General features: G+C 71.8%; 17 protein-coding genes. 8 read left to right on the forward strand and 9 right to left on the reverse strand.

The genetic code is table 11. From position 1 onward, the window contains the following. Positions 1-44 precede the first annotated feature (44 nt). Positions 45-1,070, forward strand: coding sequence for a YafY family protein (locus tag MZC64_RS14900; RefSeq protein WP_247756581.1), 1,026 nt, complete (start codon positions 45-47; stop codon positions 1,068-1,070). Here MZC64_RS14900 and MZC64_RS14905 read toward each other — a convergent pair. The 4 genes from MZC64_RS14905 to MZC64_RS14920 form a co-directional block, all read right to left on the reverse strand. Continuing rightward, on the reverse strand, positions 989-2,128 hold the full coding sequence (locus tag MZC64_RS14905; RefSeq protein WP_247756580.1) for a hypothetical protein: 1,140 nt from the start codon (positions 2,126-2,128) through the stop codon (positions 989-991). The two genes, MZC64_RS14900 and MZC64_RS14905, sit on opposite strands and share 82 nt — an antisense overlap. Next, complete coding sequence (locus MZC64_RS14910; protein ID WP_247756579.1) at positions 2,125-3,276, reverse strand: VWA domain-containing protein; 1,152 nt, start codon at positions 3,274-3,276, stop codon at positions 2,125-2,127. Before MZC64_RS14910 ends, MZC64_RS14905 begins: the two co-directional genes overlap by 4 nt. A 118-nt stretch (positions 3,277-3,394) precedes the next feature. After that, entirely contained in the window at positions 3,395-4,369 is a 975-nt protein-coding gene (locus MZC64_RS14915) for an NmrA/HSCARG family protein (RefSeq protein WP_247756578.1), read from the reverse strand. 17 nt (positions 4,370-4,386) lie between these two features. Then, on the reverse strand, positions 4,387-5,415 hold the full coding sequence (locus MZC64_RS14920) for an LLM class flavin-dependent oxidoreductase (protein WP_247756577.1): 1,029 nt from the start codon (positions 5,413-5,415) through the stop codon (positions 4,387-4,389). Between the two features lie 101 nt (positions 5,416-5,516). On the opposite strand from MZC64_RS14920, the gene MZC64_RS14925 reads away from it, so the two are divergent. Beyond that, on the forward strand, positions 5,517-6,350 hold the full coding sequence (locus MZC64_RS14925) for a helix-turn-helix transcriptional regulator (RefSeq protein WP_247756576.1): 834 nt from the start codon (positions 5,517-5,519) through the stop codon (positions 6,348-6,350). Here the strand turns inward: MZC64_RS14925 and MZC64_RS14930 are convergent. Then, the gene (locus tag MZC64_RS14930; protein ID WP_247757426.1) at positions 6,347-9,406 is read right to left on the reverse strand and encodes a BTAD domain-containing putative transcriptional regulator; all 3,060 of its coding nucleotides are present in this window, start codon (positions 9,404-9,406) and stop codon (positions 6,347-6,349) included. The two genes, MZC64_RS14925 and MZC64_RS14930, sit on opposite strands and share 4 nt — an antisense overlap. A 61-nt stretch (positions 9,407-9,467) precedes the next feature. Between MZC64_RS14930 and MZC64_RS14935 the strand changes: the two genes are divergently transcribed. From MZC64_RS14935 to MZC64_RS14950, 4 genes are all read left to right on the forward strand, one after another. Further along, a complete protein-coding gene (locus MZC64_RS14935; RefSeq protein ID WP_247756575.1) occupies positions 9,468-10,367 on the forward strand; it encodes an alpha/beta fold hydrolase in 900 nt (299 codons plus the stop codon). 167 nt (positions 10,368-10,534) lie between these two features. Then, positions 10,535-10,759 carry a hypothetical protein gene (locus tag MZC64_RS14940; RefSeq protein ID WP_247756574.1) on the forward strand — a complete coding sequence of 75 codons (225 nt, stop codon included), beginning with the start codon at positions 10,535-10,537 and terminating at the stop codon, positions 10,757-10,759. A gap of 85 nt (positions 10,760-10,844) precedes the next feature. After that, on the forward strand, positions 10,845-11,711 hold the full coding sequence (sigJ, locus tag MZC64_RS14945) for an RNA polymerase sigma factor SigJ (protein WP_247756573.1): 867 nt from the start codon (positions 10,845-10,847) through the stop codon (positions 11,709-11,711). Positions 11,712-11,760: 49 nt separating this feature from the next. Continuing rightward, complete coding sequence (locus tag MZC64_RS14950) at positions 11,761-12,819, forward strand: NAD(P)/FAD-dependent oxidoreductase (protein ID WP_247756572.1); 1,059 nt, start codon at positions 11,761-11,763, stop codon at positions 12,817-12,819. 45 nt (positions 12,820-12,864) lie between these two features. Here the strand turns inward: MZC64_RS14950 and MZC64_RS14955 are convergent, their stop codons facing one another. The 4 genes from MZC64_RS14955 to MZC64_RS14970 form a co-directional block, all read right to left on the reverse strand. Beyond that, entirely contained in the window at positions 12,865-13,425 is a 561-nt protein-coding gene (locus MZC64_RS14955) for a PadR family transcriptional regulator (RefSeq protein ID WP_247756571.1), read from the reverse strand. Between the two features lie 28 nt (positions 13,426-13,453). Then, a complete protein-coding gene (locus MZC64_RS14960) occupies positions 13,454-13,843 on the reverse strand; it encodes a glyoxalase/bleomycin resistance/extradiol dioxygenase family protein (protein ID WP_247756570.1) in 390 nt (129 codons plus the stop codon). A 69-nt stretch (positions 13,844-13,912) separates the two neighbouring features. Further along, positions 13,913-14,875, reverse strand: a complete 963-nt coding sequence (locus MZC64_RS14965; RefSeq protein WP_247756569.1) for a helix-turn-helix domain-containing protein — start codon at positions 14,873-14,875, stop codon at positions 13,913-13,915. Between the two features lie 183 nt (positions 14,876-15,058). After that, a complete protein-coding gene (locus MZC64_RS14970) occupies positions 15,059-15,712 on the reverse strand; it encodes a hypothetical protein (RefSeq protein ID WP_247756568.1) in 654 nt (217 codons plus the stop codon). A gap of 103 nt (positions 15,713-15,815) precedes the next feature. Here MZC64_RS14970 and MZC64_RS14975 point away from each other — a divergent pair, with 103 nt between their 5' ends. Beyond that, positions 15,816-18,587: a LuxR family transcriptional regulator gene (locus MZC64_RS14975; RefSeq protein WP_247756567.1), complete on the forward strand. Its 2,772-nt coding sequence runs from the start codon at positions 15,816-15,818 to the stop codon at positions 18,585-18,587. 292 nt (positions 18,588-18,879) lie between these two features. Next, on the forward strand, positions 18,880-21,801 hold the full coding sequence (locus tag MZC64_RS14980) for a CARDB domain-containing protein (RefSeq protein ID WP_247756566.1): 2,922 nt from the start codon (positions 18,880-18,882) through the stop codon (positions 21,799-21,801). The last annotated feature ends 54 nt before the right edge of the window (positions 21,802-21,855 follow it).

Consider the following 21,855-nt stretch of genomic DNA (forward strand, 5'->3'; position numbering starts at 1 on the left):
AAAGTGCTCATCAACTGAGCACTTTTCCGGACAAGCTGGGAAACATGCGCGCTGACCGACTTGTCGCCACCCTGCTGCTGATGCAGGCCCGGGGCCGGGTGACCGCCGCCGAGCTGGCCGCGGAGCTGGAGGTGTCGGTGGCCACCGCGCGCCGGGACCTGGAATCGCTGTCCGCGGCGGGCATCCCGGTGTACCCGCAACCCGGCCGCGGTGGTGGCTGGTCCCTGGTCGGCGGCGCCCGCACCGATCTCAGCGGGCTCTCCGCCACCGAGGCGCAGGCGTTGTTCCTGCTGGTCGGACCAGCCGCCGCGGTCTCCGCCGAGGCCAAGGCGGCGTTGCGGAAACTGGTGCGGGCGCTGCCGAGCACCTTCCGCGCGGACGCCGAGGCGGCGGCCAGTGCCACGATGATCGACCCGACCCGCTGGGGTGAGCGCGACCGGCACCGGCCCGCGATGGTCGACCTCTTGCAGTCCGCGGTGGTGCGCCGCCGCAAGGTGCGGCTGAGTTACACCAGCGGCGCGCGGGAACGCACCGAACGCCTGGTCGAGCCGTGGGGCTTGGTCGACAAGGACGACATCTGGTACCTGCTCGCGGGCACGGCCAAGGGGCAGCGGACCTTCCGGGTGGAGCGGATCATCGAGGCCACGGTCACCGAGGAACCGGCTGAGCGGCCGGACGATTTCACGTTGGCCGCGGCCTGGGACAAGGTGGTCGGCGAGGTCGAGCAGAAGCGGTCCCGGACCTGGGCGACGGTGGTCATCGAGTCGCGGTTCGTTCCGGTGCTGCGCAACCAGTTCGGGCGGCATTGCGAGGTCGACGAGGAGCGCGACGGACGGGCGTGGGTCCGGCTGGCCGCGCCGACGCCGCTGGATCTGGCCCGCAACCTGGCCGGCTGGGGCACGATGGTCGAGGTGCTGGAACCTGTTGCGGTGCAGGCGGAACTGGCCCGGATCGGTACCGAGCTGGCCGGGCGGTACACCGGTGAGACCTACTTGGTGGGCGCGGGAGCGGTGCTGCCGAAGGGAATCGGGGCCTTGGGGACCTTCCGGAAAATCTCCGAGCAGGCGTAGGCGCCGCCGCGGTCGGCGATGTCGGTGGTGGCCAGGCAGACGTAGCGGCCGGAGGTGGTCAGGTCCAGGTTGCAGGTCGCGCTGGCGCCGGGAATCCCTTGCAGGGTGGTCGGTTTGTCGTCGCAGCCGAACCAGATCGGCTGGCCCTGGTGGCCGCGGCCCGTCCAGGCCCCGGAGATGGTGGCGCGCACCGGGGCGATCGTGCCGGCCGGCACCGTGAACTCGCAGCGCCTGGACTTCAGACCTGTTGGCAGCGCACAGGCTTTGGTGTCCGGCGCGTTGATGCTGACCTCCGCGGAGAACACCGACATGGCCACCGCGACCTGCACCAATGCCCGCTCGGCCGGCTTGGTCGCGCTGGTGGGCGGGGCGATCGAACTGGCCTCGGTGGCGCGCGGCAGCACGAGTTCCCGGAGCGAGCCGGCCAGCTCGGCGGTGTTCGCGGCCAGCTTGGGTTTGGGCGCGCCCGCCGCCGCGGCGAGCTGGGTCAGATTTTGTTGTTGTTCGGGTGGGATCTGCAGGCCGACGAAGCGGAACTCCAGGGTCAGGCCGGCCTCGGCCACCTTGTCCTGGATGAGTTTCTTGACTTCGGCCTCGTTCTGGTTGCAGGCGTCGATGCCCTGGCGGGTGACCACGACGATGCGGTTGGTGGTCCAGCCGCGGAACGGGTAGAACGCGCTGAAATCCTCGATGGCGCCGAGGATTCCGGCCACCATGGTGCTGCGGCCGGCGGCGGTGACCCGGCGGAGCGCGTCCGCGACCTGTTTGCCGCTGCCGGTGGCCGGGGCGACGAGTTCGCTGGTGCTGGCCGGGCTGCCGCACTCGCCGCCGAACCGGCGCAGGGACAGCGAATCCGCCGCGGCGCTGTTGACCGCGGCCGCGCCGACCGCCTGGGCGACCGGGCCGAACCCGTCGGGGGCGGCCGAGGAGTCCACGACCAGGGCGGTGCGGTGGCTGGGGATGAGGAAGTAGACGATCACCGCGGCGGCCACCAGGATCAGCGTGAGCAGCACGGCGATCAGGCGTAAGCGGCGGCGGGGCTTGACGGGTGCGGTCATCGTGGGGCCGCCGGGGCGGTGGCGCGCAGGGCGGCGATGGCCTTGTTCATGCTGGTCACCTTGGCGTTGTAGTCGGCGGCGAGGCCCCGGAAGGCGGTCAGGCCGGGGTCGAGGGACTCGGCGGAGCGGGCGGTCGCGAGCAGGCCGTTGGCGGCGGCCAGGATGCGGTCGAGCTGGGCGCGCAGCGTGTCGGCCTGGCGCTGGAGGTCCTGTGTCTGCTGGGTTCTGGCCCGATCACGCAGGCCGTCGAAACGGAGGCCGGTCTGCCCGGCGGACTCCCTGGCCTCGGCCAGGGTGGTCTCCGCGAGGTCCAGGCGGCCGTCGACGGTGGCGGTGGCCGCCGTGTTCACCCGCTCCACGGTGGGGTTGAGGATGTCCACGATCTCCTTGGCGTAGCGCAGCACGGGTTCGGTGTTGGTCACGAACTCCAGTGCCGCGTCCAGCCCGGCCTGGTCGGCGGCGAACAGCGGTTCCGGCGCGCCCGCGCCACCGGCGATCCGCTTGAGCCGATCGCGTTGCTCGGCGGGGAGCTGGTAGCCGACCAGCCGCAGCTCGATGGTCAGGCCGGCGGCGGCCAGCCGGTCCTTGATCTCCTTGCCGACGAACGCGGTGTCCTCGTCGCAGGCGTCGGTGCCGTGCCGGGTGACCAGGATGATCCGGTTGACCTGGGTGGCGCGCAGGGTGAACGGGCCGGAGAAGTCCGCCACCGCCTCCACCACCCCACGCAACAGGGTGGGCCTGCCACCGCGGCGCTGCCCGGCGGCCTGGGTGATCTCCTGGCGGTTGCCGGTGCCGAAGTCGACCAGCTGGGTGGTGTTGTCCGGCGACCCGCACTCACCGCCGAAACCGCGCAGTGCCAACGAGTCCTGGTCACCGGCGTTCTGCACTGCCTGACGCAGCGAGCGGGCGATGCTCTCCGGTTCCTCGGCGGTGGTGTCGATCAGGAACTGGGTCCGGTAGGTCGGCGCGAGCCAGGGCAGCACCCAGCTCGCCACCGCCCAGGTGCCGCCGCCGAGCAGCGCCACCACGATCAGCAGCACCAGCGCCCGGCTCAGCGCGGGCGGCAGGCCGAGGTTGACGAAGAGGTTCCACATCCGGTTGTTGTCGCCCTGCTGAATTCCCTGACCGCCACGCGCGTCGACCTCCACCCCGGAGACGGTCGCAGCGTCGCGTCACAACCCGAGGGTACGGTGAGTAACAGGTCGGTCACCAGACGTGTCCAATCGGACCGCCCGGCCGGGTGGTTCCGGCCGGGCGCGGACGCGGTCAGTCCCGGGGGATCTTGGCCGCGTTGGCCTTCAGCCAGTCGGCCAGCGACTGGAGCCGGGGGTTGAGTTCGCGGACCTGATTGAGGTCGCGGGCGCCGACGAAGTAGTCGGCGGTGTCGGCGTAGAACTGGAAGGTGGCCGCGATCTCGTCGGCGAGGGGATGACCGGAGGCGCGGACCTCCTCCGGGGTGCTCGGGCGGAAGCTGACCGGTTCGCCGAGCACGTCGGTGAACAGCGCGGCGATCTCCTTGCCGGTGGCGTGCGTGCCCGCGATGGCCACGGTGCGGCCGACGAACTCGCCGCCGCGGCTGAAGATGCCGTAGGCGGTGCGGCCGATGTCCTCCACCGCGATCATCGCCATCGGGCTGTCCCCGATCGGCGTGGTCAGCACCAGGTTGCCCTCGGCGTCCCGCTGCGGGCCCTGGCCGATCAGGAACGCCTCGTAGAAGAAGGTGGTCTGCAGGAAAGTGGTGGGCACACCCAGTTCGGTGAACCGGGCGTCGGCCTCGGCCTTGGCGTCGAAGTGCGGGACCTTGTAGCGGCCCAGCAGGGTGGGCAATTCGATGCCGCGGTGGGTGAACTGCGGCCGGGAATCGTCCAAAGTGGACCAGACGACGTGTTTGAGGCCGATCTCGGCGGCGATCTTGGCCGCGGTGTGCGCCTGGTCGATCTCCAGCTGGGCCCGGTTGCGGGCGGCTTCCTGCTCGGGGGTGAGCGCGGCCCAGAAGTTGGTCACCACGAACGCGCCGTAGGCGCCGGTGAAAGCGCGGCGGATGCTGTCCTCCTCGTCCAGGTCGGCCTGGACCACCTCGGCGCCGCGCTCGGCCAGCGCGCGGGCGGCGGGCGAGGCGGGGTCGCGGGTGATGGCGCGCAGCGCGAACGGGCCGGCAGGGTCGTCCAGGATCGCGCGGGCCAGGCCGCCGCCCTGGGCTCCGGTGGCGCCGATGACTGCGATGATCTTCTTGTCGGACACGGGAAATGCTCCTCGGTTCAGTGGGTGGACAGCAGTGCGCGGACGCGGGGCGCTACCTCGCGGCCGTACAGGTCGATGGCGTGCAGCAGGGACTCGTGCCCGAGGCCGGCCATGCCGTATTTCAGGTCGAAGCGGGTGGCGCCGAGTTGCCGCAGGGTGGCGGCGATCTTGGTGGCCACGGTCTCCGGCGAGCCGACGTAGAGCGCGCCGCGCGGGCCGACTTCTTGGTCGTAGGACTCCCTGGTCGGCGGCCGGAAGCCGCGTTGCCGGGCGGCCCGGCCGAAGGCGTCCAGGTAGTGCGGGAAGAACTCCTCGCGGGCGATCTGATCGGTGTCGGCGAGGTGCCCTGGCGAGTGCACGCCGATGGGCAGGTCCGGCCGGCCGGTGTGCTGGAGGGTCTGCCGGTACAGCTCGGCGAACGGGCGGAACCTGGCGGCCGGACCGCTGATGATGGCCAGCATCAGGGACAGCCCGTGCTGGGCGGCGCGCACCACCGACAGCGGGGTGCCGCCGACGCCGATCCAGGTGGGCAGCGCGCCGGAGGTGGTGTGCGGGAAGACCTCGACGCCGTCCAGCGCGGGCCGGAACCTACCGGTCCAGGTGACCGGTTTCTCCTCGCGCAGCAAGGCGAACAGGTCGGCCTTCTCGGCGAACAGCTCGTCGTAGTCGGCGAGGTCGAAGCCGAACAGCGGGAAGGACTCGGTGCTGGAGCCGCGGCCCAGGATCACCTCGGCGCGGCCGCCGGAGAGCGCGTCCAGGGTGGCGTAGCGCTGGAACACCCGGACCGGGTCGTCGGTGCTGAGCACGGTGACCGCCGAGCCCAGCCGGATCCGCCGGGTGCGGGCGGCGATCGCGGCCAGCACCAGGTCCGGCGCGGACAGCGGCATCTCGGCGGTGTGGTGCTCGCCGATGCCGAAGTAGTCCACCCCGGCCAGTTCGGCGTGCACACCCTGCTCGACCAGCAGGCGGATGCCCTCGGGCTGGCCGGCACTGTCCGGCACGTCGCCGAAGGTGTCCAGGCCGAGGGTGCGGGTGGTGGCGGTCATGGCAGCCACGCTGCACCCGCCGCGCGGCCCGCGCGCGCCCCTGCGGTGGGTACCAACGCGAGGGGATGGCAGCCCGGCCGGAACGGGGCGATCATGGGGGCATGGGTGAGAACCGGAGCACGGCTGACGAGCTGGCCGACTTCCTGCGGGCCCGGCGGGCCGCGCTCACGCCGGAGACCGTCGGGGTGCCGACCTACGGCCAGCCGCGCCGGGTGCCCGGCCTGCGCCGGGACGAGGTGGCCCAGCTGGCCGGGATCAGCGTGAACTACTACACCCGGCTTGAGCAGGGCGAAAGCCATCAGATGTCGGATTCGGTGCTGTCCGCGCTGGCCGCCGCCCTGCAGCTCAACGTGGACGAGCACGCGCATCTGCTCCGGCTGGCCCGGCCCGTGCGGGCGGTGCGTCGCGGCGCCGGTCCGGAGACGGTCCGGCCGTCGATGCTGACGTTGCTGGAGAGCAATACCGAACAGGCCGCGGTGCTGGTCGGCCGCAGCACGAATTTGCTGGCCGCCAACCGCTTGGGTTTCGCCCTCTACGGCCTGCGTCCGGACCAGCGGCCGAACATGACCAAGCTGATGTTCCTCTCCCCTGAGTGGCGCGATCTGCTGCCGGACTGGCCGGCGCAGGCCCGCAACGCCGCCTCCTACCTGCGCGCGGCCACCAGCGACCACCCGGATGACGAGCTGCTGGCCGCGCTGATCGGCGAGCTGAGCATCAAGAGCACGGATTTCGCCCGGATCTGGGCCGAGCACCCGGTGGCGGAATGCCTGCCCAAGGTGCAGCAGTTCCGGCATCCGCTGGTCGGCGAGCTGGTGTTGCAGGAGGAGATCCTGCGGCTGCCGGACGATTCGAGTCAGCGGCTGATTTTCCTGGGCGCGGAACCGGGCACGCCGTCGGCCGAACGGTTGCGGTTGCTGGACTCGCTGGTGTCCTAGCGGTCGAGTGCGGTGGCCAGTTCGGTGAGATAGCCGGCCACCGGGCCGAAGGTGAGCAGGCCGCTGCCCGCGCCGGCGAGTTCGGCGGCGGCGGGCAGTAGTTCGGTGTGCGCGCGTTCCAGGGTGTCGCGGTCGTGCAGGGCCAGGGCGGTGCGGGCGAGCAGGGCGAGGCGGGCCTCGGTGAGCAGGTCGGCCGGGGTGTCCGGGAGGGCGCGGACCGCGGCCAGGGCGGCGGGTCGGTCGCCCGCGGTGAGCAGGGCGAGTGGGCGGACCCAGTCCAGGTACGGGCCCCAGTCCGCGTTGATGTCCACTGTGGACAGTGGGTCGCGCTGGAAATCAAGGGACAGCAGGGCCAGGGGCAACAGGCCGTGGGACAGGCCGGGCATGCCCGCGGTGTCGAGGCGGGTGGCGGCGGCGCGGTAGGTGGCTTCGGCTGCGGTGAACCGGCTCGCGGCGGAGTGGCGCAGGGCGGCGTAGAACTCGGTGAAGACGGCGACCAGGGGTAGCTGGTGGCCCTCGGCGAGTTGGTCGACGGCGGTGGCGTGCTGGTCGGCGGTTGCGAAGTCGGCTTGGGCGGAGTTGGCCTGGATCAGGATGAGGTGGGCGAGGACCTCGAAGGTGATCAGGCCGTGTTGGGTGGCGAGTTTGAGGAGTTCGTGGCCCAGGGCGGCGCGTTCCGGGGACTGGCCCGCGTGGTCGAAGGTGTGCAGGAAGCGGCCGTTGAGGGCGAAGGCGAGCAGGGCCGGATCGGCCAGTTTTCTGGCCAGGGACTCGGCTTCGGCGGCGGCCGTGCGGGCGCGGGTGGAGCGGGTGCCGCGCAGTTCCATCGCGAGGGTCGTGAGCAGGCGGGCGCGGTCGGCGATCCGGTGTGGGGGCAGGGCGGTGAGGGTGCGTTCGGTGACGGCGACCACCTGCGCGGCGATCGCGGGGTCGTCGTGGGTGGTCCAGCTGCCGGGCACGTCGAAGGCGGCGATGACCCTGGCGGTGAGTTCCGGGTCGCCGAGGGATTCGGCTTCGGTCAGGGTGTCGGCGCGCTGGTCGCGGGCGGTGTGCAGGTGGCCGGTGACGGCCTGGTTGCGGATCAGGCCCATCCGGAGTTCGAGGCGGGTGCGCGGGTCGCCGTCGCAGGCGTCGAGGGCGTGCCGGTAGTGGCGGGCGGCTTCGTGCGGGGCGAAACGGGATTCGGCCAGGCGGGCCGCGGCGGCGGCGTAGTGCGCGCGGCGGTCGGCGGGGGCGCGGGATCCGGCCAGTAGATGGTGGTGGGCCAGGGCGTCGATGTCGTTGGGGCGCAGGCTTTCCAGGGTGTGTGCGAGGGTGGCGTGCCAGCGGGCGCGGCGGGATTCGGAGACCTCGTCGTAGAGGGTGTCGCGGACCAGGGCATGTGCGAACCGGAGGCGATCGGGGCCGGACTCGGTGAGGAAACCCAGCAGCAGGGCGGCATCCAGGGTGTCCAGGACCAGATTCTCGTTGCCGGACAGGGTGATCAGCAGGTCGAGGTCGGGATCCCGGCCGATCACGGCGGCCTGACGGAGGACCGTGCGGGCGTCCTCGGACAGGGCGCTGAGGCGGTGCCGGATCACCTCGCGGACCCCGGCGGGCACGGCGAAGTCGCCCTCGGTCTCGTAGTGGCGGGCGAGTTCGCGGGCGAAGAACGGGTTGCCGCCACTGCGTTCGTGGATGGCGTGCAGGACGCGGGCCGGGAGTTCGCGCTGGGTGGTGGCGCGGACGAGTTCGGCGGTGGCGGACTCGGGCAGGCCGGTGAGGTAAACGCGGGTGGGTTCGGCGGGGGCGATGCGGGCGAGCAGCTCGGCCAGGCCGGGGGTGATCTGGGTGGAGCGGTGGGTGGCGAGGATGCGGATCGGGCGGGGCGGGGGTTCGGTGACCAGGGCGGCGAGCAGGGCGAGGGTTTCCTCGGTGGCGCGGTGCAGGTCGTCGAGGACGAGCAGGAGTGGGGATTCCCGCGCGAGGGTGTCCACATAGGACAGGACGGTGCGGTGGAAGTGGAAACGATCCTCGGCGGGTGCGGCGGGGAGGGGATGGTGGGTGGCGAGGGTGGTGAGGATCTGGGTCCAGGGCCAGGTGGCGGGGGTGTCGGGGTGTTCGGGGTTGCGGCCCCAGGCGGTGATCCAGCCCTGGGCGGCGAGGGTGCTGGTGAGGGCTTCGGCGAGGGCGGTTTTGCCGGAGCCGGGTTCGCCGGAGATGAGGGCCAGGTGGAGGCGGGGTGGGGTGGGGGTCAGTTGGGCGAGTTCGGTGGTGCGGCCGAGGAGCAGGGGTTCGGGGCGGGGGTTGGGGGGTGGGATTGGTGCGGTGGCGGGGGTTGCGGTTGGGGCGTCCAGGTGCGGGGCCTGGGCGAGGATGTCTGTTTCCAGCTGGCGGAGGGCGGGGCCCGGGTCCACGCCCAACTCGGTGACCAGGGCGTTTTTCGCGGTGCGCAGGGCGTCCAGGGCGTCGTGCTGGCGGCCGGTGCGGTAGAGAGCCAGGGCGAGCAGGTGCCAGGCGTGTTCGCGCCAGGGGTGGCTGGTGATGTGGGCGCGCAGGTCGGCGGCGACCGCGGCGGACTGGCCCTGGGCCAGAGCGGCTTCGGCCCGGCGTTCCACGGCCAGCAGGCGGAGTTCGTCCAGGCGGGCGATTTCCGGGCGGGCCCAAGGATGTTCGGCGAACTCGGCGTACGCCGCGCCGCGCCACAGGGCGAGCGCTTTGTCCAATGTAGACAGATCGGAGGTGGTGAGCGCGGCCTCGAACCGGTCGGCGTCGACCGCGTCCGGGGTGGTGCGCAGGGCGTAGCCGGGGGCCTCGGTCACCAGCAGGGTGGCGGGGGTTCTGGGGGCGCGGCCGGGTTCCAGGGACTGGCGGAGGGTGTTGATGAAGGTCTGGACCGCGCCCAGGGCGCCGTCGGGCGGGTCTTCCCACAGGTCGTTGATGAGGGTGCGGACCGGGACCACCCGGCGGCGGGCGATCAGCAGCCGGGCCAGGATCGCGCGCTGGCGGGGGCCTTTGAGGGTGACCGGGCCGTGCTCGTCCGCGGCCACGAGTGGGCCGAGCACCCCAAAGGTCATCACGTGCCGAGCCTAAGCGTTTGCTGATCGGTTGCTGATCGGGCGCGGGCACGCTGCGCTCATGACACCCAGGATCACCGGATTCGACTACCACCGGATCACCGTCGCCCCGGAGGTGGCACTCAACGTGGCGGTGGGCGGGACCGGCCGCCCGATCGTGCTGCTGCACGGCTTCCCGCAAACGCACCTGATGTGGCGGCACGTGGCCGCCGACCTGGCCGCCGATCACACCGTCATCGCGCCTGACCTGCGTGGCTACGGGGACAGCGACAAGCCGGCCGACGGCTACGCCAAGCGCACCATGGCCGCGGACATCGTCGAGCTGGCCGGCGCGCTGGGGCACGAGCGGTTCGCACTGGCCGGGCACGACCGGGGTGCGCTGGTGGCCATCCGGGCGGGGCTGGACCACCCGGACGTGATCACCCACCTGGCCTCGCTGGACGTGCTGCCGACAATGGACATGTGGGCGGTCCTGCGCGGGCGGTCGGCGGCCATCGGCTTCCACCTCTACCTGATGGCCCAGCCGCCAGGGTTGCCGGAAGCGATGATCAGCGCCAGTGCGGACGAGTTCTTCGGCTACTTCCTGGATCTCTGGACCAAGGATCCGGCCGCGATCCCGGCCACGATCCGCACGGCCTACCTGGATGCCTGCCGCAACGCGGTGCCCTCGATCGTCGCCGACTACCGGGCCAGCGCCGGGGTGGACGTCGAACACGATCAGGCCGACCGGGCGGCCGGGAACCAGCTGCGGATGCCGGTGACGGTGTTGCAGCAGGACTGGGGGTCGGCACTGGGGTTCGACGCGGCCGCGTTGTGGCGGGCCTGGGCGCCGGAGGTCGAGCACCGGACGGTGTCCTGCGGGCATTTCATGGCCGAGGAGGCGCCGGCGGTGGTGGTCGGCGCGTTGCGGGACCTGCTAGGCAGGGTTCCTCGCGCCGGTCTTGATCGGCTGACCCGGTGATACCCGCGGTTCGAAGCTTCTGGCTCCGGGCCGCCCGGCCCGGTTGTGGCCGCGCGTTCACCCTCAGTGCTGAGCCGGAATTGGTCCCGCAGAGGCTCTTCCGCACCACGCGCCGTCGCTAGCCTGGCCCGCGGCATCTACCGCATCTCGTTGAAGGGGAACCACCTGTGGCTGTATCCGTGGACCTGGCCAAGCAGCTGGACAAGGCGTACGAGAACCTGACCGTGGCCGAGGTTCTGGACGCGCCGGTCGCCGCGCTGGCCGGCGTCAGCGAGGGCGACGGTGAGAAGCTGGCCGCCGCCTTCGGCATCAAGACGGTCCGCGACCTGGGCACCAACAAGTACTTCAAGCTGGCCGCCGCGCTGGCCGCGATCGGCGACAACGGCAAGTGATTCCGGCGCGGCCGGGGGCGGAGCCTCGCTCCCGGCCGCCGCACTGCACGTAACCCGTCGCCGCGCTGCGGGTAACCTCCGGCCCGTGCGGGTCTTCGAGGAACATCGGTCCCGCCTGTTCGGCCTGGCCTACCGGTTGCTCGGTTCGGCCGCGGAGGCCGAGGACGCGGTCCAGGACGCCGCGATCCGCTGGCACCTGGCGGATCGCGGGGCCATCAGCGTGCCCGCGGCCTGGCTCACCACGGTGGTCACCAACCTGTGCCTGACCCGGCTGACCGCGGCCCGCGCCCGCCGGGAGCACTACGTCGGCACCTGGCTGCCCGAGCCGGTGCTCACCGCGGACGGCGCGCTCGGTCCCCTGGAGACCGCGGCGCAGCGGGATCTGGTGTCTCTGGGTGTGCTGGTGCTGATGGAACGGCTCACCCCGATCCAGCGCGCGGTGTTCGTGCTGGCCGAGGCATTCGACTACCCGCACCGGGAGATCGCGACGATCCTGGACGTCGAGGAGTCGCACTCCCGGCAACTCCTGCACCGGGCCCGCGAGCACATTGCCACCGAACGCCGGCGCTTCACCCCGGACCGCTCCGCCCAGCAGCGCATCGTGAGCCGGTTCCTGGCCGCCACCCTCACCGGCGATCTGGCCGGGCTGGAGCAGTTGCTCGCCGAGGACGTGGTTTCCTGGGCCGACGGCGGCGGCACCACCGCGGCCCGTCGCGCGATCACCGGCAAGCCCAAGGTGCTGCGGTACCTGCTCGGCCTGTCCCGGCACCCGCAGGCCGCCTTGGTGCACGCCAGCACCGCCGAGGTCAACGGACATCCCGCCGCCCTGCTGCGGATCGGCGACACCCTGACCGCGATCCTGGCCCCCGCGCTGGACGGCGACCGGATCGTCCGGCTGCACCTGATCGTCAACTCGGCCAAACTCACCTTCGCCGCCGGCCAGCTCAGGTGATCGCGCCCACACCCCGTCACGATTCCGGCGGCTGTCCGGTCAACCCGCCATGACCCACCGCATCGTGATCCTGGGCGCCGGGTACGCGGGCCTGTCCGCGGCCAACCGGCTGTCCCGCCTGCTGCCTGCCGCGCAGCTGACCCTGGTCAACCGCACCCCGCACTTCGTCGAACGGGTCCGCCTGCACCAGCTCGCCGCGGGCCAATCCCTGCGCAGGCAACCACTTCCCGGCTACGCCAGCACCGCCACGGTGACCGGGATCGACCTCGCCGCGCGCACCGTCCACCTGGATACGGACACGCAACTCTGCTACGACACCCTGGTCTACGCCCTGGGCAGCTCAGCCGACCTGGACTCGGTGCCCGGTGTCCGCGAGCACGCCTTCGCCCTCGCCGACCCGGACCAGGCCCACCGCCTCCGCACCCACCTGCCCACCCTGCCCGACGGCGCGCGACTGACCGTGGTCGGCGGTGGCCTCACCGGCATCGAAGCCGCCGCCGAACTCGCCGAAACCCGCCCGGACCTGCGCATCAGCCTGCTCAGCGGCACCCAGCCCGGCGCCTGGCTCTCCCCCGCCGCCCGCCGCCACCTGCACCGCGCCCTCACCCGCCTGGGCATCGCCACCCGGCACGGCAGCCAGGTCACCAAGCTCGGCCCGGACACCGTGCACCTGGCCGACGGCACCGGCCTGCCCACCGACACCACCGTCTGGGCGGCCGGTTTCCGGGTGCCCGCACTGGCCGCCGAGGCGGGCCTGGCCGTGGACGCCCAGGGCCGCCTGCTCGTCGACGATCACCTGCGTTCGCTCTCGCATCCGGAGGTCTACGGTATCGGCGACGCGGCGGCGGGCGCGCGGATGTCCTGCCAGACCGGACTGCCCATGGGCCGTTACGCGGCAACGGATATCACCCGCACCCTGCGCGGCCGCCGCACCCGGCCGATCCGGATCCGCTACGTGTGGCAGAACATCAGCCTGGGCCGCCGGGACGGGATCACCCAGTTCACCCGCACCGACGACACCCCGGTCAACGCGGTGCTGACCGGCCGGATCTCCGCCCTGTTCAAGGAGTTCATCACCCGCGGCGCGGCCTGGACCACCCGGCGCTGAGCCGGTACGGACGAATCCCGGACCACCCGGATCGGCCGGGATCACCTACTCGCCGGCCATCCGGTACGCCCCCTCTTCCAGCCGCCGGAGCAGCCGGGCGGTCCATTCCGCCCGGCTGTCCGCGGTGTGCAGCCACAGCCGCAACACCTCACCCACCGGCCCCCAGCCGTCCAGATCCGTCTCCGGCGGCAGCCCCTCGGTGACGCTGGCCCGCCACTGCGCCGTGGCCGCGGCCCGCTTGCCCAGCAGCTCGATCGCCTCCGCACGAGGCAGGTCCTCGATCAGGCCGACCGCGGCGGCGAGCTGGTCCAGACCGGGGTCGTGACTGCTGAGGGCCTTGCGCAGCAACGAGAAGTAGGTCTGCTCGCCCTGCTCGGTGAGTTCGTACTCCATCCGCGGCGGTCCGCCAGCCTCGCTCGGCTTGGTCTCGTGCAGGACCAGCAATCCCTGGCCGGTCATCGCCTTGAGCGCGTGATAGACCGAGCCGGAGGTGGCGTTGGACCACTCGTGCGCGCCCCAGCTCTCCAGGTCCGCGCGAACCTGGTAGCCGTGGGCGCGCCCGTGTCGCCGCACCGCGCCGAGCACCAGCAACCGAACCGCCGACATGGACTGACCCCTTTTCCCTAGCCCGCGCTCAGAGCCCGGTCGCGCTCAACCACCACAGGGTGCCGAACGGGTCGATGAAGCCGCTCATCAGGGTGCCGTCCTCCTCCTTGGTCACCGGCAGCGCCTCCCGGGCGCCGGCGGCCAGGGCCTTGGCGTGCGTGGTTTCCGGATCCGGCACCACGGTCCACAGCTGGACATGTGCCGACTCCTCCGGCGTGGGCAGGCACTGGCGGCCGTCCATGCCGGCGTCGCCGAAGAACAGCACGCCCTCACCGATCCGGGCCTGCGCGTGCACCACCCGCTCCGGGTCCTGCTGCAGCGGGATCACGTTGGACACCTCGGCGTCGAAGGTGTCGGTGATGAACTGGACGAACTCCTTGGCGCTGCGCACCATCACGTACGGGGTCAAGCCGGACATCAAATCTCCCCACTAACCAAATTTGGCTACCTGCCGAAGCGGAGCCTAGCACCGGCTAGCCAAATTTGGCTAGCCGGTGGCGCGGAAGGTCCGGCGGTAGGCCGAAGGGCTGGTGCGCAGGGCCGTGCTGAAGTGGTGCCGGAAGGTGACCGCGGTGTCGAAGCCGACCGCGGCGGCCACCTGCTCGATCGGGGTGTCCGTGCTCTCCAGCAACGGCAGGCTGGCCTGCACCCGCCGGGCGATCAGCCATTTGATCGGGCTCGCGCCGACGGTCCTGGCGAAGTGCCGCAGGTAGCTGCGTTCGGACATCCGGGCCCGCTCGGCCAAGGCGCGCACCGAGATCGGCTCAGTCAGGTGGGACAGAGCCCAGGCGATGCTCTCGCCGATCCGGTCGTCGCCGGGCTGGGCGGCCACCGGGCTCTCGATGTACTGCGCCTGGCCGCCGTCCCGGTGCGGCGGGATGACCAGCCGCCGGGCCACCGCGTTGGCCAGTTCGGCGCCGAAGTCCTTGCGCAGCAGGTGGATGCACAGGTCGAGGCCGGCCGCGCAGCCTGCGCTGGTGAGGATCCGGTCGTTGTCGATGTAGAGCGGGCGCGGGTCGACCTGGATGGCCGGATGCCTGCGCTGCAACAGCTCCGTGTAGCGCCAGTGCGTGGTGGCGCGCAGTCCGTCGAGGAGTCCGGCGGCGGCCAGCACGAAGACCCCGGAGCAGATGGACACGATCCGCGCGCCCCGGCTGCTGGCCAGCCGCAGTGCGGCGATCACCGCGGGCGCGGGTTCGGCGTGCACGTCGGCCACGCTGGGGATCACCACGGTCTGCGCGTCGGCCAGCACGTCCAGGCCGTGCCGGACCAGCAGTTCCGCGCCGCCGAGCACCGGCACCGGACCTGGACGCTCGGCGCAGATCCGCACCTCGTACCAGTCCTCGCCGAGGTCCAGATCGGGCCAGCGCAGCGCGAAGACCTCGGTGACGATCGCGGTCTCGAAGGAGGTCATGCCGTCGTAGGCGAGTACCGCCACGGTCTTGGCCATGGCGGGATCTTAGCGAAGGTTGTCGTTACCGCCACTGGTTCGGCCCCGGCCCCCAGACGAGGCTGAATCCATGCGAAAGTTGTTGCGGGAGTTGAAGAATCTGGCCGCTGACCTGGCCTACGGGGTGCACGCGGGCAACGCCATCCGGCACGGCCTGCCCGCGCCGCGCCGGAAGCGCTGCCGTTAGCCGGCGAGCTTGGCCAGCGCGCCGCACATGGCCTCGCTGGAGCCGACCCAGAACAGCGAGTAGTCCTCGCCGCCCTGTGTGCGGGAGCCGCGGTGGAAGCACGGCGCCTTGGGTTTGCCGGGTGGCGGGTCGGCCAGGAAGCCGGTCAGGGTGACCTTGAGGTAGCAGGCCGCGACCTCGGCGGCGGCGTCCAGTTTGCCGCGGATGGCCACCACCAGGCCGAGCGAGAGCGCCGTGGCCTTCTCCTGGTAGAGCACGATGCCCACCCGGTCGGTCTGGTAGGCGCAGGTCAGCACGGTGTTGACGGTGTTGGCCGCGCCCACCAGCCTGCCCAGGCGGTCCTGGAAGGCGGCCAGCGCGGCCCGCTCCGACCGCGGCACCACCCCGAGCACCTCGTCCACCAGGCCGATCAGCGGCACGCACGGGTTGGCCTTGGCGATGTGGAACTTGCTGGTCAGCGTCGGCAGCACGGACCGGATCTTCGGGCCGGTGCGGTTGCAGTCCCCCGCGGTGGCCGGGCTGACCGTGGTCTGTGCGATGACCTGCGGTTTGGTCGCCGACGGGGGTAGTGCCTGATCCTCCAGGTCGTCGCAGCCGCTGAGCAGCGCGACGAGTGCGATCGCGAGTCCCGCGATCACGGTTCTGCGCATGGCCCCTCCCAGGCAGGTAACAACCTGAGACACCACGATGACTTTCCGCGACCGTCTCGGCATTGTGGTCGGCACCGAAGTCTTTTGCCGGGCAGGGGTGCGGGTGGGGTTGTTCGAGCGGGACGCCGAACTGGGGCGGATCGGTGCGCTGCTGCAGGCGGCCGCGGCGGGGCGGGGCACGTCGGCGCTGGTCGAGGGGGTGCCCGGGATCGGCAAGACCGCGGTGCTGGCCGCCGCCGGCGACCTGGCGACCGGACGTGGTTTCCGGGTGCTCACCGCCACCGGCGGCGAACTGGAGCAGGATCTGCCGTTCGCGCTGATCCGTCAACTGTTCGAGCCCGCGTTGCGCACCGCCGACCCCGAGGTCCGGACCGGGGCCGCGGCACTGGCCGCGCCGGTCTTCGCCGCCGACGGGCCCCAAGCAGCGGTGGGCAGCGTGGTGCACGGGCTGTACTGGCTGTGCTCCAACCTGGCCGAACCCGCGCCGCTGCTGCTCGCGGTGGACGACGCGCACTGGGCGGACGAAGCCTCGCTGCGGTTCGTCTCGCACCTGGCCCGGCGGATGGCCGACCTGCCGGTGCTGCTCCTGCTCGGCAGCCGCCCGGTCGCCCCGGACGCGGCGCTCACCCTGGCCCTGGGCGGGGTGGACCCGGTGCGGCTGAACCTGGCCCCGCTGTCCGAACACGCGGTCGGCCGGTTCGTCCGGGACCGCCTCTCCCCCGCCGCTGACGCCGAGTTCTGCCGCGCCTGCGCGCAGGCCACCGGCGGCAACCCGTTCCTGCTCACCGAGGCGATCACCGCGTTGCGTGCCGATCGGGTGCCGCCGGTGGCCGCGCAGGCGGGCCGGGTGCCCGGGTTGCAGGCCGCGCCGATCGCGCGCACCGTGCTGACCCGGCTCAGCCGCCTCGGCCCCGAGGCGGTCCGGCTGGTCAGGGCCCTGGCGGTACTCGGTCCCGCCGCGGATCTGCGCCGCCCGGCCCGGCTGGCCGACCTGCCCCTGGACACCGCCACCGAACTCGCCGACCTGCTCGCCCGCGAGTCCATCCTCACCGGCGGCTATCCCCTCGATTTCGCGCATCCACTGGTGCGCACCGCGGTCTACGCCGACGGCACCGACATCCGCCGCGCCGCCGACCATCGCCGCGCGGTGCAGGTGCTCACCGCCGAGCAGGCCCCCGCCGAACAACTCGTGCCGCACCTGCTGGCCGCCGCGCCCAGCGCCGACCCCGCGGTGGTCACCGCCCTGGTCGCGGCCGCGGCCAACGCGCTCGGCCGGGGTGCGCCCGAGGCCGCCGCGAGCTGCCTGCGCCGGGCACTGGCCGAACCCCCGGCCACCGCCGACCTGCCCAGACTGCACGCCGAACTGGGCCGGGCGCTGGGCATGGCCAACCGTCCGGCCGAGGCCGCCCCGGCGTTGCGGGCCGCCTTCGACCTGAGCACCGACCCGGTCATCCGCGGCGAACTGGCCCTGGACCTGGGTGCGGTGATGGTGCAGACCGGCCGCCCGGACGCGGCCATGGAAACCTTCGAGCTGGCCTGCGCGGCCCTGGACGAGGGCGAGTTGCCGTTGCAGCTCACCGTCGCCTACTCGATGGCCAGCTTCGTCAGCATGCGCCCGCCCACCTCCTGGATCGCCCGCCTGGACCAGCTCGCGGACACCGTGTCCGCGGCGACCGAGGCGGGCCGGATGGTGTTGGCCTGTCTGGCGTTCGGCGCCTGCGCCACCGCCGACCGCCCGGCCCAGGTGGTCGGCGAGCTGGCGGCTCGCGCCGTGGCCGGTTCGCTGCCGTCCCGGGACCAGTGGATCCTGGCCAACTTCGCCAGCACCGCCCTGGTCATGGCCGACCGGCTGCCCGAGGCCCTGGACGTGCTCGACCGCGGCGTCGAACACGCCCGCACCCGCGGCAACCTGGCCGAATTCCGCTACCTCGCCGTGCTGCGCTCCCGCACCGCGCTCACCGCCGGACACCTCCAGGAAGCCGAGGCCGACGGCCGCGCCGCACTGGCCCTGCACGAGGTCGACGGCGACCGCGAACTCCCCCTGGCCGCGGCCGTGCTGGTCGACGCCCTCGCCGAACAGGGCCACCTGGACGAGGCCCAGGCCGTGCTCACCGAACACGAACTGGACTCCGAAGAAGAAGTCCGGATGCTCATCGGCCACTTCGTGCACCTGGCCCGCGGCCGGCTCCGGCTCCGCCAGCAACGCCCTCGCGCCGCCCTGGCCGACCTGCTCGCCTGCGGCGCCGGACTGACCGGCGCGGGCGTGGTCAACCCGGGCTTCGCGCACTGGCGGGCCGACGCCGCGCTGGCCCAGCTCGCCCTCGGCGAACCCACCGCGGCCAGAGACCTCGCCGAGGAGGAACTCGCACTGGCCCAAGGCTTCGGCGCGCCGAGAGCACACGGCATCGCGCTGCGCACCCTCGGCCTGATCGAGGGCGGCGGCACCCGGCTGGACCGCCTCGCCGAATCCGTGGACGTGCTGCGCCGCTCCACCGGCGTGCTCGAACTCGCGCACTCGCTGATCGAGTACGGCAGCGCGCTCCGCCGGGCCGGCCACCGCGCCGACGCCCAGCGCCACCTCCGCGAGGGCCTGGATCTGGCCAGCCGCCGGCACGCCCATCCCCTTGCCGCCCAAGCGAAACAGGAGCTGGTCGCCACTGGCGCCCGGCCCCGGCGAACCCTGCTCACCGGCGTCGACGCCCTCACCGCCAGCGAACTGCGAGTGGCCCGGCTGGCCGCCAACGGCGAGACCAACCGCGCCATCGCGCAAACCCTGTTCGTCAGCCGCCGCACCATCGAGGTCCACCTCACCAGCGCCTACCGCAAGCTCGGCATCCAGTCCCGAGACCAGCTCCCGACCGCGCTGGGCGCGTAGCGGTCGGCGCGGTCGGGAGCTGGTCTCCCGGCGAGTTGGGCCAACCGGTACGCCGGTTTGGCCCAAGTGGGCGTCCCACTTTGGCCAAGTCGACGCCTGCGGACCGTTGACGTCACCGTCATCTGTCTGCAACCTTTGACTCCCCTGCCCGCAAAAAGTCGACTGTGATCGCTCAAATCATCGGCGATCATCTGCAACTTCATCGCATACGCCCTGTCACGCCCGCGGTCGCCGCCCTTCGCCCTGGCCCCGCGGCGTCCCGCCCTGCGCGGAAAACCGAACAGAGGTCCCCATGCACTGGAAGCAGCTCAGACGGCTCAGCACCGCCCTGCTGGCGATCGGCCTGGTCAGCGCCGGTCTCACCCCCGCGACCGCACTGGCCGCACCGGCCGATCTGGCCCGCGGCAAGGCGATCGAGGCGTCCTCGGTCACCCAGAACTACGTGGCGGCCAACGCCAACGACGGCAACATCGGCAGCTACTGGGAATCGGCTGGTTACCCGGCCACGCTGACCGTCAAGCTCGGGTCCAACGCCGACCTGGAATCGGTGGTCGTCAAGCTCAACCCGGACCCGATCTGGGGCCCGCGCACGCAGAGCATCCAGGTGCTGGGCCGCGAGCAGGCCGCCACCGGGTTCAGCTCGTTACGCGACCGCGCCGACTACCAGTTCAGCCCGACCGGCAACCAGAACTCGATCACCATCCCGGTCACCGGGCGGGCCGCTGACCTGCGGCTTCAGTTCTTCGGCAACACCGGTGCGCCCGGCGGCCAGGTGGGCGAGATCCAGGTCATCGGCACCCCGGCGCCCAACCCGGACCTGACCGTGTCCACGGTGTCCTGGAGCCCGGCCAGTCCCAGCGAGACCGACCCGATCACGCTGACCGCGCAGGTCCGCAACATCGGCTCGGCCCCGGCCGGCGCGACCACGGTCAACTTCAGCCTCGGCGGCGCGGTGGTCGGCAGTGCCCCGGTGGGCGCGCTGGCCGCGGGCGGCACAGCCACCGTCTCGGTCGGCGCGGGGACCAGGGCGATGGGCAGCTACCAGGTGTCCGCGCTGGTCGACCCGGCGAACACGATCGTCGAGCAGAACGACGCCAATAACGGCCTCACCGCGCCGAACCAGCTCGCCGTCGGGCAGGCGCCCGGCCCGGATCTGGAGGTCCTCGGCGTCACCTCGAACCCGGCCAGTCCGGCAGTCGGCGCGCAGGTCAGCTTCGCGGTGCAGCTGCGCAACCGCGGCACCAGCGCGGCCGGGAACACCGTCACCCGGGTCGCGGTCGGCGGGACCACGCTGAACACCCCGACCGGTCCGATCGCCGCGGGCGCGGAGGCCACCGTGGCGATCAGCGGCACCTGGACCGCCAGCAGCGGCGGGGCCACCATCACCGCCACCGCCGATGCCACCGGCGTGCTCACCGAAACCAATGAGAACAACAACTCCCTGGCCCGCGCGATCGTGGTCGGCCGTGGCGCGGCGGTGCCCTATGTCGAGTACGAGGCCGAGGCCGCCCGCTACCAGGGCCAGCTGCTCAGCGCCGATCCGCTGCGCACCTTCGGGCACACCAACTTCGCCACCGAATCCTCCGGCCGCCAGTCCGTGCGGCTCAACAGCACCGGGCAGTTCGTCGAGTTCACCTCGGCCAACCAGGCCAACTCGATCGTGGTGCGCAACTCGATCCCGGACGCGCCCGGCGGTGGCGGCATCGAGGCCACGATCAGCTTGTACGTCAACGATTCCTTCGTCCGCAAGCTCACCCTGTCCTCGCGGCACAGCTGGCTCTACGGCACCAGCGACGGACCCGAATCGCTGACCAACAACCCACAGGCCGATGCCCGCCGCCTGTTCGACGAATCGCACGCGCTGCTGGCCAGCTCCTACCCGCCCGGCACCCGATTCAAGCTGCAGCGCGACGACGGTGACTCGGCGCAGTTCTACATCATCGACCTGATCGACCTGGAGCAGGTCGCGCCGGCCGCCAGCCAGCCTGCCGGATGCACCTCGATCACCAGCTACGGCGCGGTGCCGGGCGACGGGAACGACGACACCGACGCCATCCAGCGCGCGGTCACCGACGACCAGAACGGCGTGATCGGCTGCGTGTGGATCCCGGCCGGTCAGTGGCGGCAGGAGAAGAAGATCCTCACCGACGACCCGCACAACCGCGGGCAGTACAACCAGGTCGGGATCAGCAACGTGACCATCCGCGGCGCGGGCATGTGGCACTCCCAGCTGTACACGCTGACCCAGCCGCACCTGGCCACCGGCGGGCTCAACCACCCGCACGAGGGCAACTTCGGCTTCGACATCGACAAGAACACGCAGATCTCCGACATCGCCATCTTCGGCTCCGGCCGGATCCGCGGCGGCGACGGCAACGCCGAGGGCGGGGTGGGCCTCAATGGCCGCTTCGGCACCGGCACCAAGATCAGCAACGTCTGGATCGAGCACGCCAACGTGGGCGTCTGGGTCGGCCGCGATTTCGACAACATCCCCGAGCTGTGGGGGCCCGGTGACGGGCTGGAGTTCAGCGGCATGCGGATCCGCAACACCTACGCCGACGGGATCAACTTCACCAACGGCACCCGCAACTCCACGGTGTTCAACTCCTCCTTCCGCACCACCGGGGACGACGCCCTCGCCGTGTGGGCCAACAAGTACGTGAAGAACCAGTCGGTGGACATCGCGCACGACAACAAGTTCCTCAACAACACCATCCAGTTGCCCTGGCGCGCCAACGGGATCGCCGTCTACGGCGGCTACGGCAACCGCATCGAGAACAACCTCGTCTACGACACCATGAACTACCCAGGGATCATGCTGGCCACCGACCACGACCCGCTGCCCTTCTCCGGCCAGACCCTGATCGCCAACAACGCGCTGCACCGCTGCGGCGGGGTGTTCTGGGGCGAGGCGCAGGAGTTCGGCGCGATCACGCTGTTCCCGCAGAACCTGCCCATCCCGGGCGTGGTCATCCGGGACACCGAGGTGCTGGACTCCACCTACGATGGCATCCAGTTCAAGACCGGCGGCGGGGAGATGCCGAACGTGGCCATCACCAACGTGCGCGTCGACAAGAGCAACAACGGGGCCGGGATCCTGGCCATGGGCGGGGCGCGGGGCAGCGCGACGCTGACCGGCGTCACCATCACCAACTCGGCCAAGGGCAACATCGTCCGCGAACCAGGATCCTCCTTCGTGATCAACGGCGGCTAACCCCTGAGTTCCCCATCACTCCCTATCAAACCCCTAGCAAGGAACTTTAGGGAA

Source organism: Crossiella sp. S99.2, assembly GCF_023094165.1.
In the GTDB taxonomy this organism is placed as follows: domain Bacteria; phylum Actinomycetota; class Actinomycetes; order Mycobacteriales; family Pseudonocardiaceae; genus Crossiella.

Coding starts and splice junctions, on each gene's coding strand:
- MZC64_RS14900 (WP_247756581.1), top strand. CDS start 45: ATGCGCGCTGACCGACTTGTCGCCACCCTGCTGCTGATGCAGGCCCGG.
- MZC64_RS14905 (WP_247756580.1), bottom strand. CDS start 2,128: ATGACCGCACCCGTCAAGCCCCGCCGCCGCTTACGCCTGATCGCCGTG.
- MZC64_RS14920 (WP_247756577.1), bottom strand. CDS start 5,415: ATGACCGCCACCACCCGCACCCTCGGCCTGGACACCTTCGGCGACGTG.
- MZC64_RS14925 (WP_247756576.1), top strand. CDS start 5,517: ATGGGTGAGAACCGGAGCACGGCTGACGAGCTGGCCGACTTCCTGCGG.
- MZC64_RS14930 (WP_247757426.1), bottom strand. CDS start 9,406: ATGACCTTTGGGGTGCTCGGCCCACTCGTGGCCGCGGACGAGCACGGC.
- MZC64_RS14935 (WP_247756575.1), top strand. CDS start 9,468: ATGACACCCAGGATCACCGGATTCGACTACCACCGGATCACCGTCGCC.
- MZC64_RS14950 (WP_247756572.1), top strand. CDS start 11,761: ATGACCCACCGCATCGTGATCCTGGGCGCCGGGTACGCGGGCCTGTCC.
- MZC64_RS14955 (WP_247756571.1), bottom strand. CDS start 13,425: ATGTCGGCGGTTCGGTTGCTGGTGCTCGGCGCGGTGCGGCGACACGGG.
- MZC64_RS14960 (WP_247756570.1), bottom strand. CDS start 13,843: ATGTCCGGCTTGACCCCGTACGTGATGGTGCGCAGCGCCAAGGAGTTC.
- MZC64_RS14965 (WP_247756569.1), bottom strand. CDS start 14,875: ATGGCCAAGACCGTGGCGGTACTCGCCTACGACGGCATGACCTCCTTC.
- MZC64_RS14970 (WP_247756568.1), bottom strand. CDS start 15,712: ATGCGCAGAACCGTGATCGCGGGACTCGCGATCGCACTCGTCGCGCTG.
- MZC64_RS14980 (WP_247756566.1), top strand. CDS start 18,880: ATGCACTGGAAGCAGCTCAGACGGCTCAGCACCGCCCTGCTGGCGATC.